General features: G+C 73.2%; 15 protein-coding genes and 1 pseudogene. 5 read left to right on the top strand and 11 right to left on the bottom strand.

Annotated features, from left to right (window positions below; genetic code table 11):
• Positions 1-19: 19 nt before the first annotated feature.
• The 4 genes and pseudogenes from ACH41F_RS25215 to infC form a co-directional block, all read right to left on the bottom strand.
• Positions 20-865 (bottom strand): TrmH family RNA methyltransferase, encoded by an 846-nt coding sequence (locus tag ACH41F_RS25215; protein ID WP_398837633.1) that lies wholly within the window; start codon positions 863-865, stop codon positions 20-22.
• Between the two features lie 94 nt (positions 866-959).
• On the bottom strand, positions 960-1,343 hold the full coding sequence (rplT, locus tag ACH41F_RS25210; protein ID WP_391242043.1) for a 50S ribosomal protein L20: 384 nt from the start codon (positions 1,341-1,343) through the stop codon (positions 960-962).
• 115 nt (positions 1,344-1,458) lie between these two features.
• The gene (gene rpmI / locus ACH41F_RS25205) at positions 1,459-1,653 is read right to left on the bottom strand and encodes a 50S ribosomal protein L35 (protein ID WP_003977225.1); all 195 of its coding nucleotides are present in this window, start codon (positions 1,651-1,653) and stop codon (positions 1,459-1,461) included.
• A gap of 112 nt (positions 1,654-1,765) precedes the next feature.
• Positions 1,766-2,459: pseudogene (gene infC, locus ACH41F_RS25200) on the bottom strand (translation initiation factor IF-3).
• A gap of 339 nt (positions 2,460-2,798) precedes the next feature.
• On the opposite strand from infC, the gene ACH41F_RS25195 reads away from it, so the two are divergent.
• A complete protein-coding gene (locus ACH41F_RS25195; protein WP_391242040.1) occupies positions 2,799-3,158 on the top strand; it encodes a DUF1844 domain-containing protein in 360 nt (119 codons plus the stop codon).
• Positions 3,159-3,235: 77 nt separating this feature from the next.
• Here the strand turns inward: ACH41F_RS25195 and ACH41F_RS25190 are convergent, their stop codons facing one another.
• The gene (locus ACH41F_RS25190) at positions 3,236-3,964 is read right to left on the bottom strand and encodes an SseB family protein (RefSeq protein WP_398837631.1); all 729 of its coding nucleotides are present in this window, start codon (positions 3,962-3,964) and stop codon (positions 3,236-3,238) included.
• A gap of 150 nt (positions 3,965-4,114) precedes the next feature.
• Here ACH41F_RS25190 and ACH41F_RS25185 point away from each other — a divergent pair, with 150 nt between their 5' ends.
• Complete coding sequence (locus ACH41F_RS25185) at positions 4,115-5,110, top strand: serine hydrolase (protein WP_398837630.1); 996 nt, start codon at positions 4,115-4,117, stop codon at positions 5,108-5,110.
• Positions 5,111-5,114: 4 nt separating this feature from the next.
• On the opposite strand, the gene mycP is transcribed toward ACH41F_RS25185, so the two are convergent.
• The gene (mycP, locus tag ACH41F_RS25180; RefSeq protein ID WP_398837717.1) at positions 5,115-6,281 is read right to left on the bottom strand and encodes a type VII secretion-associated serine protease mycosin; all 1,167 of its coding nucleotides are present in this window, start codon (positions 6,279-6,281) and stop codon (positions 5,115-5,117) included.
• A gap of 5 nt (positions 6,282-6,286) precedes the next feature.
• Positions 6,287-8,203 carry a hypothetical protein gene (locus tag ACH41F_RS25175; protein ID WP_398837628.1) on the bottom strand — a complete coding sequence of 639 codons (1,917 nt, stop codon included), beginning with the start codon at positions 8,201-8,203 and terminating at the stop codon, positions 6,287-6,289.
• Between the two features lie 240 nt (positions 8,204-8,443).
• Between ACH41F_RS25175 and ACH41F_RS25170 the strand changes: the two genes are divergently transcribed.
• A complete protein-coding gene (locus ACH41F_RS25170; protein WP_391242028.1) occupies positions 8,444-9,646 on the top strand; it encodes an alanine racemase in 1,203 nt (400 codons plus the stop codon).
• Positions 9,647-9,670: 24 nt separating this feature from the next.
• On the opposite strand, the gene ACH41F_RS25165 is transcribed toward ACH41F_RS25170, so the two are convergent.
• Genes ACH41F_RS25165 through ACH41F_RS25150 form a run of 4 tightly spaced genes read right to left on the bottom strand, consistent with a single transcriptional unit; the run spans position 9,671 to position 14,144 of the window.
• Entirely contained in the window at positions 9,671-10,585 is a 915-nt protein-coding gene (locus tag ACH41F_RS25165; protein WP_398837716.1) for a DUF2510 domain-containing protein, read from the bottom strand.
• Between the two features lie 27 nt (positions 10,586-10,612).
• Positions 10,613-11,404, bottom strand: a complete 792-nt coding sequence (locus tag ACH41F_RS25160; RefSeq protein ID WP_391242025.1) for a 3-oxoacyl-ACP reductase — start codon at positions 11,402-11,404, stop codon at positions 10,613-10,615.
• A complete protein-coding gene (locus ACH41F_RS25155; protein ID WP_391242022.1) occupies positions 11,401-12,774 on the bottom strand; it encodes an aldehyde dehydrogenase family protein in 1,374 nt (457 codons plus the stop codon). Before ACH41F_RS25155 ends, ACH41F_RS25160 begins: the two co-directional genes overlap by 4 nt.
• An 11-nt stretch (positions 12,775-12,785) precedes the next feature.
• The gene (locus ACH41F_RS25150; protein WP_398837627.1) at positions 12,786-14,144 is read right to left on the bottom strand and encodes a glutamine synthetase family protein; all 1,359 of its coding nucleotides are present in this window, start codon (positions 14,142-14,144) and stop codon (positions 12,786-12,788) included.
• Positions 14,145-14,239: 95 nt separating this feature from the next.
• Between ACH41F_RS25150 and ACH41F_RS25145 the strand changes: the two genes are divergently transcribed.
• Both ACH41F_RS25145 and ACH41F_RS25140 read left to right on the top strand, forming a co-directional pair.
• Positions 14,240-14,974 (top strand): FCD domain-containing protein, encoded by a 735-nt coding sequence (locus tag ACH41F_RS25145; RefSeq protein WP_391242015.1) that lies wholly within the window; start codon positions 14,240-14,242, stop codon positions 14,972-14,974.
• A 90-nt stretch (positions 14,975-15,064) separates the two neighbouring features.
• Positions 15,065-15,748, top strand: coding sequence for a gamma-glutamyl-gamma-aminobutyrate hydrolase family protein (locus tag ACH41F_RS25140; protein ID WP_391242012.1), 684 nt, complete (start codon positions 15,065-15,067; stop codon positions 15,746-15,748).
• The last annotated feature ends 3 nt before the right edge of the window (positions 15,749-15,751 follow it).

Here is a 15,751-nt window from a genome sequence, read left to right as displayed (position 1 = left end):
GGCGATCCGGCGGCCGGGCTCAGCCGCGGGTGACGGAGCGGCACCCTCCGGGGGCGCGCTGCGCACGGGCCGACGCGTAGAGACATACGGCGGCGGCGGTCGCCAGGTTCAGGCTCTCGGCCTTCCCGTGGATCGGAACGCGCACGACGGCGTCGGCGAGCGCGCGGGTCTCCTCCGGGAGCCCCCAGGCCTCGTTGCCGAACACCCAGGCGGTGGGCCCGCCCATGGCCCCCTGGTCGAGTTCGTCGTCGAGGTCGTCCGTCCCGGCCCCGTCGGCGGCGAGGATCCGCACCCCGGCGTCCTTCAGCCCCTGGACCGCGTCCTCGACGGGCACCCCGACGGCGACCGGCAGATGGAACAGCGACCCCACGGAGGCCCGTACGGCCTTGGGGTTGTAGAGGTCGACCGACGCGTCGGTCAGGACGACGGCCTCGGCCCCGGCGGCGTCGGCGCACCGCAGGACGGTCCCGGCGTTGCCGGGGTCACGCACGTTCGCGAGGACCGCGACCAGCTGGGGCCGGGCGGCGAGGATCTCCTCGAAGGGCGTGTCGAGGAAGCGGCAGATCCCGACGAGCCCCTGCGGGGTGACGGTGGTGGAGATGTCGGCGATGACGTCCTCGGAGGCGAGATGGAACCGCGCCCCGGTGCCGCGGACGGACCCGATGATGTCGGCGTAGCGCTCCGCGGCGTCGACCGTGGCGAACAGCTCGACCAGTGTGTCCTTGTGCCCGGCCGCCTCCCGGACGGCCTGCGGCCCCTCGGCCAGGAACAGCCGCTCCTTCCCCCGGAAGTTCCGCCGCGCGAGCCGCCGGGCGGCGGAGACGCGGGGGGAACGAGGGGAGATCAGCTCAGGGGCAGCACTCATCGGACTCACTTTCACCATCTGTTCAACGCAACGGACCCGCGGGCAACAACCCGCGGGTCCGCACAGTCACGTCGGCTCTAGGCCATCCGCGGCGTCAGGCCGCCTTGGGGGCGTTGACGTCGTCCGGCAGCGCCTTCTGCGCGGCCTCGACCAGCGCGGCGAACGCGGTGGCGTCGTTCACGGCCAGCTCGGCCAGGATCTTGCGGTCGACCTCGATGTTCGCGGCCTTCAGACCCTGGATGAAGCGGTTGTACGTGATGCCGTTGGCGCGGGCAGCGGCGTTGATGCGCTGGATCCACAGCTGACGGAAGTCGCCCTTGCGCTTCTTGCGGTCGTTGTAGTTGTAGACCAGCGAGTGGGTGACCTGCTCCTTGGCCTTGCGGTACAGGCGCGAACGCTGACCGCGGTAGCCGGAGGCCGCCTCGAGGATCGCCCGGCGCTTCTTGTGGGCGTTGACTGCCCGCTTGACGCGTGCCACTTGTTTAACTCCTTGTAGCGGGGCCGTGGTGGGACTCACACGGCCCGGAATCGATGGGGTCCCGGTCCAGACGTACGGCGCGGGGAGATCGTCTACCGATCACGCGCCGCGTACGTCACTTGCCGAGAAGCTTCTTGATCTTCGCGGCGTCGCCCGGGGCCATCTCGGCGTTGCCGGTCAGGCGACGCGTCACGCGGGACGACTTGTGCTCGAGCAGGTGGCGCTTGCCGGCGCGCTCGCGGAGCACCTTGCCGGAGCCGGTGATCTTGAAGCGCTTGCTGGCACCGCTGTGCGACTTGTTCTTCGGCATAGCGCCGTTCTCTCCTCTGGGTGGCGCTCCGGTGCCCGGTCGCGAAACCGGGCACGCGGTGGAGCGTCGCTCTTGTATCGGTTACATCCTGTGGGACTCGCGTCCCCCGGGATCACGCCTCGGCGGGAGCCTCGGCAGGAGCCTCGTCGACCTCGGCGTCCGCGTTGACGGCGTCGGGGTCCGCGGCGTTCTGCGACTTGCCGGGGTTCGCCTTCGCTTCGGCCTTGCGGGCCTCCTGCGCCTGACGGGCCTCGGCCATCGCCTCGGTCTTCTTCTTGTGCGGACCGAGGACCATGATCATGTTGCGGCCGTCCTGCTTCGGGTTCGACTCCACGAACCCGAGGTCGGCCACGTCCTCCGCGAGCCGCTGCAGCAGTCGGTAGCCGAGTTCCGGCCGGGACTGCTCGCGACCACGGAACATGATCGTGATCTTGACCTTGTCGCCCTGCTTGAGGAACCGGACGACGTGACCCTTCTTGGTGTCATAGTCGTGCGGGTCGATCTTCGGCCGGAGCTTCATCTCCTTGATGACCGTGTGCGCCTGGTTCTTGCGCGCCTCACGGGCCTTCATGGCCGACTCGTACTTGAACTTCCCGTAGTCCATGAGCTTGCACACAGGCGGACGGGCGGTCGCCGCCACCTCGACCAGGTCCAGGTCGTACTCCTGCGCAAGCTCCAGTGCCTTGGCCAGCGGGACGATGCCCACCTGCTCGCCACTGGGACCGACAAGTCGCACCTCTGGAACGCGAATCCGGTCGTTGATGCGGGGCTCGGCGCTGATGGATCCTCCTCGGTTAGCACCACACGGCGGTCTGGCGGACAGCCGCGTTTGTCTCTTCTAGACAGACCTAACCGCGCCGAAGCACAAAAAATGCCCCGGACGATCACAAGACGGGGCTCCAAAGCACTGCCGGAGCACCGCCGCGATGATCGCGGGGCGCACATTCGGGCGACTCCATCGTCCGTACGGAACGATGGTGGCCGCCTGACCGGGGTGACCCGCCGTCCCGGAGGACGGTCAGGTGGGAGATCGGAGCCTCCACTTGTGGGCCGGGCACGCGAGTGTCCAGCCGGTCGTTACACAAGGTTAGCAGCAACCCGGGGGTGGTGCTAACCGGCCTGCACCGGGGCCTATCGTGTGGGACATGAGTGAGACCCCTCCTGAGTCCCCCGCCGACTTCGACGAGATGACCCGCGACATCGCCGAGGTCCCCGCCGTCGAGGTGATCGTGACGGTCGCCGTGAACCTGATGAGCGCCGCCGCGGTGAAGCTCGGTCTGACCGAGGAGGGCGACAAGTACAAGGACCTCGACGAGGCCCGCAAGCTGATCCACGCCCTGGCCGGCCTGCTGGACGGCAGCGCGACCGAGATCAGCTCCTTCCACGCGGCCCCGCTGCGCGACGGTCTGAAGTCCCTCCAGCTGGCCTTCCGCGAGGCGTCGCTCGTCCCGGACGAGCCGGGCCAGGGCCCGGGCGAGAAGTACACCGGCCCGGTCTACGGCTAGGCGCTCACCGCACCTGCGCCCCGAGGCGGGTGCCCGCGGCCCTCACCGGCCGCGCGGACACCGCACCTCACCGCACCTCACCGCACGAACAAGGGCTCGCCCGGAGGCGTCGCCCCGGCCGGCAGCAGTGCCAGGTCGAGGCCGCGCACCAGGCGGGCCCGCAGTGTCTCCTCGGCGGCCAGGCGCCGGGCGACCGCGTGGACGCTCACGTCCTCCGGCGTCCCCGGGTAGAGGACCAGGGCGAGGGTGCCGTCGCCCTCCCCCGGTCCGAGGTACGCCCGCTCCACCGCGCTCTCGGCGGCGACGGCTGCACGTACCGCCGCCAGGACCGCGGGGTCGGCCAGCGGGTCCGTGGTCGTACGGCCCTCCGCGAGGGCGAGCAGCGCGGGACCGGTCAGCTCGAACGGCACCGGTCCGGCCAGGTCCAGCACGACGGTGTCCGCCTTCTCGTGCGCGGCGGCCTGGAGTGCCTGGTGCAGGGGTACGGCCACGGGGCGGGCGGCGGGGTCCCACCGGGCGAGGGAGTCGGTGGAGGTGAAGGCGGGCAGGGCGGTGCGGGGGCCGGCCTTGAGGGTGGGGACGGCCATGTCGCTGGTCTTCTCGCGGCGCAGTCCGTTCTCGTCCTCCTCGACCTCGCCGAGCACCGCCACCACGGGGACGAGCAGCCGGGCGCCCTTGAGGGCCTCCAGAACCGGTCCCACGGCCGTGCGGTCCTCGGCCCAGGCGGCGAGCGCCGCGCTCAGCCGGGGGTCGGCGGAGCCGTCGTCGTCGGAGAAGCCGGGGTCGGGAATGTTCTTGTTCGCCACGGTCACCGACCCTATAGGGGTGTTGCTGCTGGGCTTGTGCGGCCCCGGAAACCTGCGCGTGACGCCCCTCACCGAAATCTCAGATTTCCCTGACACACCTCTAACGTCCGTCTAACGGCCCGCACAGTCGGCCCCCCGAGCATCACGGGCATGGAGTCCTCCAGAGCCCGTCGCGGCCACCGCGCCCGCGCCCGCCGGCACACACTGATGTCCACCGCCCTCGCCTCGGTGGCGATCGTCGGCGCCACCGCCGGCGGGACCGTGTACGTGCAGGCGCGGGCGCACTCCGGCACCGCCTCCGTATCGTCGAGCGCGTCGCCGACCGTGGGGCCGGCGGGTGGGGAGGCAACGGTGGAGCCCGTGGCGGAGGCATCGGCGGAGCCGGTGGCGGATCTCGACGCGCTGCTGGCCGACGCCATGGCGGCGGTGACCGTACCGGACGCCGCCGAGCTGTCGGTGGCCGTGCTCGAGCTGGACTCCGGGCAGAGCGCCACGTACGGGGACGGTGTCTTCGACACGGCCAGCATCGTCAAGGTCGACATCCTGGCGGCGCTGCTTCTCCAGGCGCAGGACGATGGGCGGCAGTTGACGGCGGCCGAGAAGTCGTACGCCTCCGCGATGATCGAGAGCAGCGACAACGCCTCCGCGTCCGCGCTGTGGCGGCTCATCGGTGCGGCGGAGGGTCTCGACGCGGCGAACGAGCGGCTGGGGCTCACCGGCACCGAGGGCGGCGACGGGATGCTGTGGGGGCTCACCCGGACCACGGCCGCGGACCAGCTCACGCTGCTCCGGCAGGTGTTCGGGGACGGCTCGGAGCTGAGCGAGGCGTCCCGGACGTATCTCCGGACGCTGATGGGGCGGATCGCCGCGGACCAGCACTGGGGCGTCTCGGCCGCGGCGGACGGCTCGGCGTGGGCGCTGAAGAACGGCTGGCTGCCGCGGTCCACGACCGGGCTGTGGGACATCAACAGCATCGGACGCGTGACCACCGCGAATGGCACCGACTGTCTCGTGGTGGTGCTCTCGAACGGCAACGCCACGAAGGAGCGGGGGATCGCGCTCGTGGAGGCGGCGGCGCGGGCGGCGGTGTCCGTGTTCACGGACGGGAGCGCGGCGTCCTCGGCCTCCGCGGCCGTCTCCCGGTGACGCCCTAGAAGTCCTCGTACCGCTCTCGGCGGCCGCGCCACAGCGTGACCGCCGCGATCAGCAGCAGACCGCCCGCGCCGCCGGCCACCGGGGCCGCCCAGCCGGCCGAGTCGTCGTCCGCCTCCGCGCTGTCGGGGCCGGGGCCGAAGTATTTCTTGCCGTAGGACGCCGAGCGCAGGCCCTCCGGCTTCAGCCTGGCGGCGGCCTTGATCGCGGCGGCCGGGTCGACGAAGCCGTAGCCGCGGGAGTCGTCGCGGCCGCCGACCGGGGCGTTGCGGGCCGTGTCCTCCAGGAGCTGCTTGATCTGGGCCGGGGTCAGGCCCGGGTGGGCCCCCTTGACCAGGGCGACGGCTCCGGAGACGAAGGCGGCGGCGGCGCTGGTGCCCCAGCCCTCGTAGTACTTGTGGTCGGGGTCGGCGATCACGACCTTGTCGCCGGGGGCGCTGACCGTGGCGTACCAGCGGCGGGTGGAGAAGGAGGCGCGGGTGCCGTACTTGTCGACGGCGGTCGCGGCGATGACCCCGGGGTAGGCGGCCGGGTAGGAGATGTGGTCGCCCTTGTCGCCGCCGTTGCCCGCGGAGGCCACGACGACGGAGCCCTTCTTCAGGGCGTACTGCACGGCCTCGTCCTCGGCGGGCTCGGGGTGGGCGGACTTGGAGTCGTCGCCCAGGGAGAGGTTGATGACGTCGGCGCCGTGGTCGGCGGCCCAGCGGATGCCTTCGGCGAGGGCGTTGCCGCGGGTGTTGCGGGCCTTGCCGCGGGCCGGGTCGCCGTCCTCCAGGATGACGCGCACGGGGAGGATCTTGGCCTCGGGGGCGATGCCCATGACGCCGTCGCCGTTGCCGACGCCATGTCCGTGACCGGCGATGATGCCGGCCATCGCGGTGCCGTGCCGGGCCCAGGCCCGATCGCCGCGGCCGGCCCCGAAGCCGACCATGTCCTTGCCGTCGAGGACGTTGCCGACGAGGTCGGGGTGGTCCTCCTCGACCCCGGTGTCGAGGACCGCGACGGTGACGCCCTTGCCCCTGGTGGTCTGCCAGGCCTCCTGGGTGTGCATGGCGTCGAGGGCCCACTGCTGGGCGCGGATGCCGTCGGCGTGCGCCGCGGTGGGCGGCACGAGCGCCAGGCAGGCGGCGAGGAGGGCGCTGAGGAGGCCGGTCCGGCGGGTCATGGGGTTCACGAAGGCTGCTCCGTGGCCGAGCTGACGGTCTTGCGCAGGCCGCGTTCGACCCGGTCGGCGAGGCCCTGGGCCTCGTGGCCGAGACCGGCCTGGGCGATGTCCGAGTCGGCGTCGGGCCGCATGACCTCCTCGGCGGGCTGCGGCTCGTCGACCTCGCGGCCGTCTGCCCAGCCGGAGACGGCGTAGACGACGACGGGGGCGTCGGTGAGGACGGAGATCGCCCAGGAGGCCCGCTGCTTGGTGCCGAAGTCGGCGGCGACGGTGTCCTTGGCGGCGTACGGCCGGGGCATGAGGTCAGCCCGGCGGCCGAGGCCCTCCTTGTCGAACCGGGTACCGAGCGCGGTCATGCCGGCGGCGTCCGCCTTGGTGAAGAGGAGGCCGACGGTGGTCACATGGCTCTGGGTGGCGTCGGTGTAGGTGGCGCGCAGCAGGCGCTGGCAGCCGACCGGGGCGAGGGCCTTGCGCAGCAGTGGGTCGAAGGCGTTCGCGCAGCCGCTGTCCGGGGCGACGGCGATCCGCGTCCAGGTGCGGTCGGCACCGCCGGGTCCGGCGCCCTGGCCCTCCAGGGTGGGCGGGAAGAGCCGGTCCACGGGGACGCTGTGCCACATCCCCGCGGCCGCGGCGAAGGTGCTGTCCGTGCCGGCCGCCGCGGAGTCCCCGACGAGCCAGCTGCCGGTCACCGCGCCGCCGATGAGTCCGAGTCCCAGCACGAGACAGGCGGCCACACCGGCCGCCCGCAGCCGCCGCCCACCGAGCACGCGCGGCCGGGCCCGCTCGTCGTACCCCTCGGGCTCCCCGAACGATACGACGGGCCGCCCGCCGCCCTGCGGGTCACGGGGTGCCGGCGGAGCGTTCCAGGACAGGGCCGGGTCGGGCTGCCGCGAGGACGGCTCACCGACGGCAGACGCGCCACGGCCGGAGAGGGCTGGGTCGGGCTGCCGCGACGACGGCCCACCGACGGCAGACGCGCCACGGCCGGAGAGGGCTGGGTCGGGCTGCCGCGACGACGGCTCACCGACGGCAGGCGCGCCACGGCCGAAGGAACCGGCGGGCGCGGAGGACGGCCGGGGCGGGGCGGGGCGACCCTGCGGGGTCGCGGAACGGTCGGCGGGTGCGGAGGACGGGCGAGGTGGCGTGGCGGGAGGCATGGGGCGAGCCGGCGGGGTGGTGGGCCCGCCGGACGGGCGGGGTGGCGTGGGGCGGCTCTGCGGGGTGGAGGTGGTCCGGGGTGCGTCCGGCTCGGGCGCGTACGGGCGCGGGCGGAAGGCGGTCTCCGCGCTCGTGCCCGGGGCTGAGCCGTCGCGGCGGGGCGCCGTGCGGTCCCGTCGCGCGTCCTCGGGGGCGCTCGGCGCCGCGTCCGGGAAGCGTGCGGAGACCCTCGGCGGGGTCTGGGGGCCGGGGTCGGCGGGCGCGGGGTCCGCGGGGGGCGGGACGCGCAGACGCGGGAATCCGGGCGGCAGGTTCCGTGAGGTGGCGTCCCGCGCCGCTTCCGCGGGGCCGCCAGGGCGGGGCGAGCCTGCCGGGTCACGCGCCGGGTCGACCGGACCGCCGCGTCGGGGCGCGCCGCCTCCCGCGTCACCGGTCGGGGCGCCGCGTCGAAGGGAGCCCCCCATGTCACCGGCCGGGGCGGCCCGTCCAGGGAAGCCCTCTCGCGCGGGCGGCACCCGGGAGCCGCGCGGCTGTCCGTCGCCGTCCGCGTCCGTGCCGTCGGGTGTGGGACCGGGCGTCGGTCGCGTGGTCGGCATCGGCGGCACCGGGGGGCGTCCCGGGGTCGAGGCCGGTGCGTGGTCCTCGGGGGCGGCCGGGGTGCGGGCGGGGCCGGTCGGCTCGGTGCCCGTGGTCGGTGGTTCGGTGGGGCGGGGAGGCGTCGTGGGGCGCGGGGGGATGGAGGCGTGCCGCGCTTCCGTGCTCATGCGCCCCCCGTTTCCCTTGTCCCCGGGTCCGTCGTGGTGCCCGGCGCGAAGAGGCCCGCCCAGGGCACGCATACCCACACGGGTCGAACGGCATCCCGGTCACGGGCCGTGCCGTCCTCACGTGCGTGCGCGTCACTCTACGGGTTGTCCGCGGCCGTACGGGAACCAGTCCACGAGCCCGGGGCTTTAGCCCGGAACGTCCCCCTACCCTGCGGTAATCCTGTCTGGCAGGCTGCGTCCATGACTGCGCGCGCCGCCGACCGGGCCCGGTACGACCGGGCCACCGCCCACCTCGACGCTCCCCTCGCCCTCGTGGATCTGGAGGCCTTCGACGCCAACGCGGACGATCTCGTCCGCCGGGCCGGCGGCAAGCCGATCCGCGTGGCGAGCAAGTCCGTGCGGTGCCGGGCGCTCCTCGAACGGGTGCTGGCCAGGGACGGTTTCGCGGGCCTGATGTCCTTCACCCTCGCCGAGTCCCTGTGGCTGGCCCGCTCCGGCTTCGACGACATCCTGCTCGCCTATCCGTCCGCCGACAGCGCCGGATACGCCGAGCTGACCTCCGACCCCAAGCTCGCCGCCGCCGTCGCCGTGATGGTCGACGACGTCGCCCAGCTCGACCTCATCGACCGCTCCCGGGACGGCGGCAGCGAAGTGGTGCGTGTCTGCCTGGAGTTGGACACCGCGCTGAAGCTTCTCGGCGGCAGGGTCCGGGTCGGTGCCCGGCGCTCCCCGCTGCACTCCCCCGCCCAGGTCGCCGACCTCGCCCGCGCGGTGGCCCGGCGGCCCGGGTTCAAGGTCGTCGGCATCATGGCGTACGAGGGTCATATCGCCGGGGTGGGCGACTCCGTCGCCGGGCATCCGTTCCGGTCGCGTGCCGTGCGGCTGATGCAGGCCACCGCGCGCAGGGAACTCGCCGAGCGGCGTGCCGCGGTGGTGCGTGCGGTGCGGTCCGTCGTGCCGGACCTGGAGTTCGTCAACGGCGGCGGCACGGGCAGCGTGCAGACCACCGCCGCCGAGGACGCCGTCACCGAGATCGGGGCCGGGTCGGGGCTGTACGTGCCGCGGCTGTTCGACAACTACACGTCGTTCAGCGGGCGTCCGGCCGCGCTCTTCGCGCAGCCCGTCGTACGGCGGCCCGGGGTCGGTGTCGTCACCGTGCTCGGCGGCGGCTACCCGGCCTCCGGCGCGCCTGGGCGGGACCGGCTGCCCGTTCCGTACCTGCCCGAGGGGTTGAAGTACGACCCCCAGGAGGGGCCCGGCGAGGTGCAGACCCCGCTGCTGGGCTCCCCCGCCGACGACCTGCTCATCGGCGACAAGGTGTGGTTCCGGCACGCCAAGGCCGGTGAGCTGTGCGAGCGGTTCGAGGTGCTGCATCTGGTCGAGGGGGACGCGGTGACGGCGACCGTGCCCACGTACCGCGGCGAGGGGCGGACCTTCCTGTAGGTCGACGCGTCGGGCGGGGCCAGGTCAGTCGGTCGGGCCGATGCTGCTGCCGACGCCCCCGCCGTCGGTGTCGCCGGTGGACCGGATGCCCTTGGTGATCCGGTCCATGTCGGCGAGCGGGGGTCCGTCCGCGCCGGCGTCGAAGACGTAGCGGACGATGACGGGGGACTCGGTGCCGACGCTGGACTGGAAGGCGAGGGACTGGACGTAACCGCCGGGCCCCTCGGCGGTCCTGACGCGCCAGCGGACGAGGTAGCCCGCGCGGCCCGCGACCGCGACCGGGCCGGACTTCACGAGCTCGTGGGACTCGATGCCGCCGAAGGGCCGCCTGCCGACGAGGTCGCGGTCGTAGGCGTCGTCGGCCGCGTCGGCGATGTCGGCCTTGGCCAGGGCCTCGGGGGAGGTCTCGGCGTTGTCGGTCACCGTGCGCGAGATGACGAGCCCGTGTCGGCACAGGCCCGGGTCGCCGGGGCAGTCGTAGGTGCCGTCGGTGGACATCAGGACGTCGTGGTCGCTGATGTACTGCGGCCGGACCCAGCCGTCGAGCAGGGGCACGGTGATGCCGTTGAGCTGGTCCTCCACCACGGTCGGGTCGTCGGCGGGGGGTTCGCCGGCGGGGTCCGTCGGTGCGGGCGGCTCGCTGGTCGGCGCGAAGGTGGGGGTGATCGACTCGGCCGGGAGCGTGCCGCCCGCCGCGGTGTCGTCGTCGCGCAGGACCGTCGCGCCGGTCACGATCGCGGCGACCAGGACGAGCCCGGCCGCGGTGAGGGCGATGACCTTGGCGCGCCCCGGGGAGCCGGCGCCGGCCGGCGTCACCGGCACCGGCGGCGGGCCCTGGGGTAGGGGCTCGCGCCGGTGTTCGGTCCATGCGGTTCCGTCCCACCAGCGTTCCAGGTGCGGACGCTCGGGGTCGCGGTACCAGCCGGGCGGCGGCGTCATGCTCATCCGGGCACTGTAGGCGCAGCCCTACAGGGGCGTGACGTACGCCCCGGAGATCCCGCCGTCGACCAGGAAGTCGCTGGCGTTCACGAACGAGGAGTCGTCGCTGGCCAGGAAGGCGACGGCGGCGGCGATCTCCTCGGCCTCGGCGAAGCGGCCGAGCGGGATGTGGACGAGCCGGCGGGCGGCGCGCTCGGGGTCCTTGGCGAACAGCTCCTGGAGCAGGGGGGTGTTGACCGGCCCCGGGCACAGGGCGTTCACGCGGATGCCCTCGCGTGCGAACTGCACGCCCAGTTCCCGGGACATCGCGAGGACGCCGCCCTTGGACGCGGTGTACGAGATCTGCGAGGTGGCGGCGCCCATCCGGGCCACGAAGGACGCCGTGTTGATGATCGAGCCCTTGCCCTGGCGCCGCATGTAAGGGATGGCTGCCTTGCAGCACAGGTACACGGAGGTCAGGTTGACCTCCTGGACGCGCTTCCAGGCCTCCAGGCCCGTGTCCAGGATGGAGTCGTCGTCGGGCGGTGAGATGCCCGCGTTGTTGAAGGCGATGTCGACGCTGCCGTAGGTGTCGTACGCCGTCCTGAACAGCGCCTCGACCTGCTCGGCGTCGGTGACGTCGACCTTCACGAAGATCCCGCCGACCTCCTCGGCGGCCTGCTTGCCGCGTGCCTCGTCGACGTCGCCGCAGACGACGTGGGCGCCCTCGGAGGCGAGTCGGCGGGCGGTGGCGAGGCCGATGCCGCTGCCGGCTCCGGTGATGACGGCCGTACGGCCGACGAGGCGACGGCACACGGTCTGTTCGGTCGAAGAGGTCACTGGGCGGGGCCTTCCGTGCTGATGAAGACGTTCTTGGTCTCGGTGAAGGCGGTCAGGGCGTCCGGGCCCAGCTCACGGCCGAGGCCGGACTGCTTGTAGCCGCCGAAGGGGGTCCAGTAGCGAACGCTGGAGTGGGAGTTGACGGACAGGTTGCCCGCCTTGACGGCGCGGGAGACCCGCAGGGCGCGGCCGATGTCGCGGGTCCACAGGGAGCCGGAGAGGCCGTAGGGGGTGTCGTTGGCGAGCCGGATCGCGTCCGTCTCGTCGGTGAAGGGCAGCAGGACGGCCACGGGGCCGAAGATCTCCTCGCGGGCGGCCTTCGAGTCGGGTGCCTCGCCGGTGAGGACGGTCGGCGCGAACCAGAAGCCGGGCCCGTCGGGCGCGGCGCCGCGCAGTGCGGGAGCGCTGTCCGGCACCAACGCCCGTACGCGGTCCAGCTGCTGTCGGGAGATCAGCGGGCCCATCTGCGTCTTCTCGTCGGCCGGGTCGCCGACCACGACGGCGTTCAGGGCCTCGGCGAGCAGGTCGCGGGCCTCGTCGTACACGGACTCCTGGACGAGGATCCGGGTGCGGGCGCAGCAGTCCTGGCCGGAGTTGTCGAGGAAGGAGAAGGGGTCGAGGGCGGTGGTGAGGTCGGCGTCGGCGAAGACGATGTTGGGGCTCTTGCCGCCGAGTTCGAGGGTGACCGGCTTGACCTGGCGGGCGCAGCGCTCCATGACCTCGCGGCCGGTGCGGGTGGACCCGGTGAAGACGATCTTCGCGACGCCGGGGTGCTCGACGAGGGCGGTGCCCGCGACCGGCCCGTGGCCGGGCAGCACCTGGAAGAGGCCCTCCGGCAGTCCTGCCTCCAGGGCGAGTTCGGCGAGCCGCAGGGCGGTCAGCGGGGTCGTCTCGGCGGGTTTGAGGAGGACCGCGTTGCCGGCGGCGAGGGCGGGGGCGGTGCCCCAGGCGGCGATGGGCATCGGGAAGTTCCAGGGCGCGATGACGCCGACGACGCCGAGCGGTTCGAGGAGGGTGACGTCGAGGCCGCCGGGCACCGGGATCTGCCGGCCGTTCAGGCGCTCCACTCCTCCGGCGGCGTACTCCAGCAGGTCGCGGACGTTGCCGGCCTCCCAGCGGGCGTTGCCGAGGAGGTGGCCGGCCTCGCGGACCTCCAGCCGGGCCAGTTCCTCGACGTGCCCGTCGACGACGTCGGCGAACCGGCGCAGCAGCCGGGCCCGGTCGGCGGGGGCCGCCTGGGCCCACCCGTGCTGCGCCGTGGCGGCGCGGGCGACGGCCGCGTCCACGTCGGCCGCGGTGGCGGCGGGGACGGTGGCGACCACCTCCTCGGTGGCCGGGTTCAGAACCTGGAGCTCATGCTCGTGCGACAACGAAGGACCTTTCACAGACGTTCGAAGGAGCGGCGCAGCTCCCAGTCGGTGACCGCGGCGTCGAAGGCCTTGAGTTCGACGCGTGCCATGTTGGCGTAGTGCGCGACGACCTCCTCGCCGAAGGCGGCCCGGGCGACGGGGCTGTTCTCCCAGAGTTCGGCGGCCTCGCGCAGGGTGGTGGGGACGTGCTCGTACGCGCCGGCGTAGGCGTTGCCGGCGCAGGCCTCGGGCAACTCCAGCTGGTGCTCCACGCCGTACAGTCCGGCGGCCACCAGCCCGGCCACCGCGAGGTAGGGGTTGACGTCACCGCCGGGCAGGCGGTTCTCGAAGCGCAGGGAGGGGCCGTGGCCGACGACCCGCAGGGCGCAGGTGCGGTTGTCGTGGCCCCAGGCGACGGCGGTCGGGGCGAAGGAGCCGGGCTGGAACCGCTTGTAGGAGTTGATGTTGGGGGCGTAGAGGAGGGAGAAGTCGCGGAGGGCGGCGAGCTGCCCGGCGAGGAAGTGCCGCATCACGTCCGACATCCCGTCGGGGCCGGCCATCGCGTTGGTGCCGTCGGCGTCGGCGAGGGAGAGGTGGATGTGGCAGGAGTTGCCCTCGCGCTCGTTGTACTTGGCCATGAAGGTGAGGGAGACGCCCTCCTGGGCGGCGATCTCCTTGGCCCCGGTCTTGTAGAGGGCGTGCTGGTCGCAGGTGACCAGGGCCTCGTCGTACTTGAACACGATCTCGTGCTGGCCGGGGTTGCACTCCCCCTTGGCGGACTCGACGGTGAGACCGGCGGCCGTCATGTCGTTGCGGATCCGGCGCAGCAGCGGCTCGATGCGGCCGGTGCCGAGCACGGAGTAGTCGATGTTGTACTGGTTCGCCGGGGTGAGCCCCCGGTAGCCCGCGTCCCAGGCCTGCTCGTAGGTGTCCTTGAAGACGATGAACTCCAGCTCGGTGCCGACCTTGGCGGTGTAGCCGAGTTCGGTGAGGCGCTCCAGCTGGCGCCGCAGGATCTGGCGGGGGGCGGCGACCACGGGCGAGCCGTCGTTCCAGGCGAGGTCGGCCACCAGCATGGCCGTGCCCTCGTTCCAGGGGACGCGGCGCAGGGTGGTGAGGTCGGGGTGCATGGCGAAGTCGCCGTAGCCCCGGTCCCAGGACGACATCGCGTAGCCGTCGACGGTGTTCATCTCGGTGTCGACGGCGAGCAGGTAGTTGCATCCCTCGGTGCCGTGCTGGAGGACCTCGTCGAGGAAGAAGCGGGCGGCGAACCGCTTGCCCTGGAGCCGCCCTTGCATGTCGGGGAAGGCCAGGACGACAGTGTCGATCTCACCGCCGGCGACGAGGGCGTGGAGCTCCTCGACGCTCAGTGGGGGTGTGCGGTCTGCCACGGGAGAGCTCCTTCGGCTACTGCGCGTCTTTTCAGCCCGGCCGGAAGCCATAAGGTATTGCGGAGAACCATTGCTTGGGAAGGGGGTACGGCGGGATGTCGCGGGATCCGGACGACGGACCGGAGGACCGGTTGACGCCGGTGCTGCGGCCGGTGCGGGCGGGCAACGGCTTCGAGGAGGCGCTGGAGCAGATCCTCCAGGTGGTACGGCTGGGCCTGGTCCCGGGCGGCGAGCGGCTGCCCGCCGAACGGGAGCTGGCGGAGCGGCTCGGGATCAGCCGGGTCACGCTGCGCGAGGTGCTGAAGGTGCTCCAGGACCAAGGGCTCGTGGAGTCCCGGCGCGGGCGGTACGGCGGGACGTTCGTGCTGCGCAGGACGGACGCGGGCGGCGAGAGCGAGCTGCGGCGGCGGATCGCCGAGGTCGACATCGAGGACGTGCTGCGCTTCCGCGAGGTGCTGGAGGTCGGGGCGGCCGGCCTGTGCGCGGCGCACGGACTCACGCGGGAGCAGGCCGCGCGGCTGCGTGAGGCGCTGAACCACACCCAGGACGCCCCGCTGACGGACTACCGGCGCCTGGACACCCTGCTGCACCTGACGCTGGCCGAGCTGTGCGGCTCACCGACGCTGACGGCGCAGTACGCGGCGGTCCGGGCCACCGTGAACGACCTGCTGGACTGCATCCCGCTGCTGGTGCGCAACCTGGAGCACTCCCAGCGGCAGCACACCGCGCTGGTGGACGCGGTCCTGGACGGCGACGCGGACGGGGCGCGGGAGATGATGCGGGAGCACTGCGCGGGTACGGCGGCCCTGCTCAGGGGGTTCCTGGCGTGAGGGGCGGGCCGCCCGGCGGACGGGCCTTGCCTCCGCGGCCCTGTCTCGGCAAAGGTATGGGAACAATCCTTTGCGGGTCCGGGAGGGCGCATGGCGGGCAGGCCGCTGATCGGCATCAGCACCTACTTGGAGGCGGGGGCGCGCTGGGGCGTGTGGGAGCTGGAGGCGGCCCTGCTTCCGGCCGGGTACCCGCGGCTCGTGCAGCGGGCGGGCGGACTGGCCGCGATGCTGCCGCCGGACGCGCCCGAGCACGCGGCCGCCGCCGTGGCACGCCTGGACGGGCTGGTGATCGCGGGCGGCCCGGACGTCGACCCCGTCCGCTACGGCGCCGAGCGCTCGTCGCGCACCGGCCCGCCCGCGCACGCGCGGGACGCGTGGGAACTGGCCCTCATCGACGCCGCCCTCGCCGCCGGACTCCCCCTGCTCGGCATCTGCCGGGGCATGCAGGTGCTGAACGTCGCCGTCGGCGGCACCCTCGTCCAGCACATCGAGGGGCATGCGGAGGTGGTCGGCGTCTTCGGCCGGCATCCGGTGAAGCCGGTCCCGGGGACCCTGTACGCCGAGATCGTCCCGGAGGAGACCTCGGTGCCGACCTACCACCACCAGGCCGTGGACCGTCTGGGCAGCGGCCTGCTGGCCTCCGCGCACGCGCCGGACGGCACCGTGGAGGCTGTGGAACTGCCCTCGGCGGACTGGGTGCTGGGGGTGCAGTGGCATCCGGAGATGGGCGAGGACCTGCGGGTGGTGCGGGCGCTGGTCGCGGCCGCTTCCTGAGGT

The sequence above is a fragment of the Streptomyces sp. NPDC020489 genome (assembly GCF_044386545.1).
Taxonomy (GTDB): domain Bacteria; phylum Actinomycetota; class Actinomycetes; order Streptomycetales; family Streptomycetaceae; genus Streptomyces.
The sequence above is the reverse complement of the archived record's forward strand: the minus strand, read 5'-3'. Positions and strand labels throughout refer to the sequence as shown.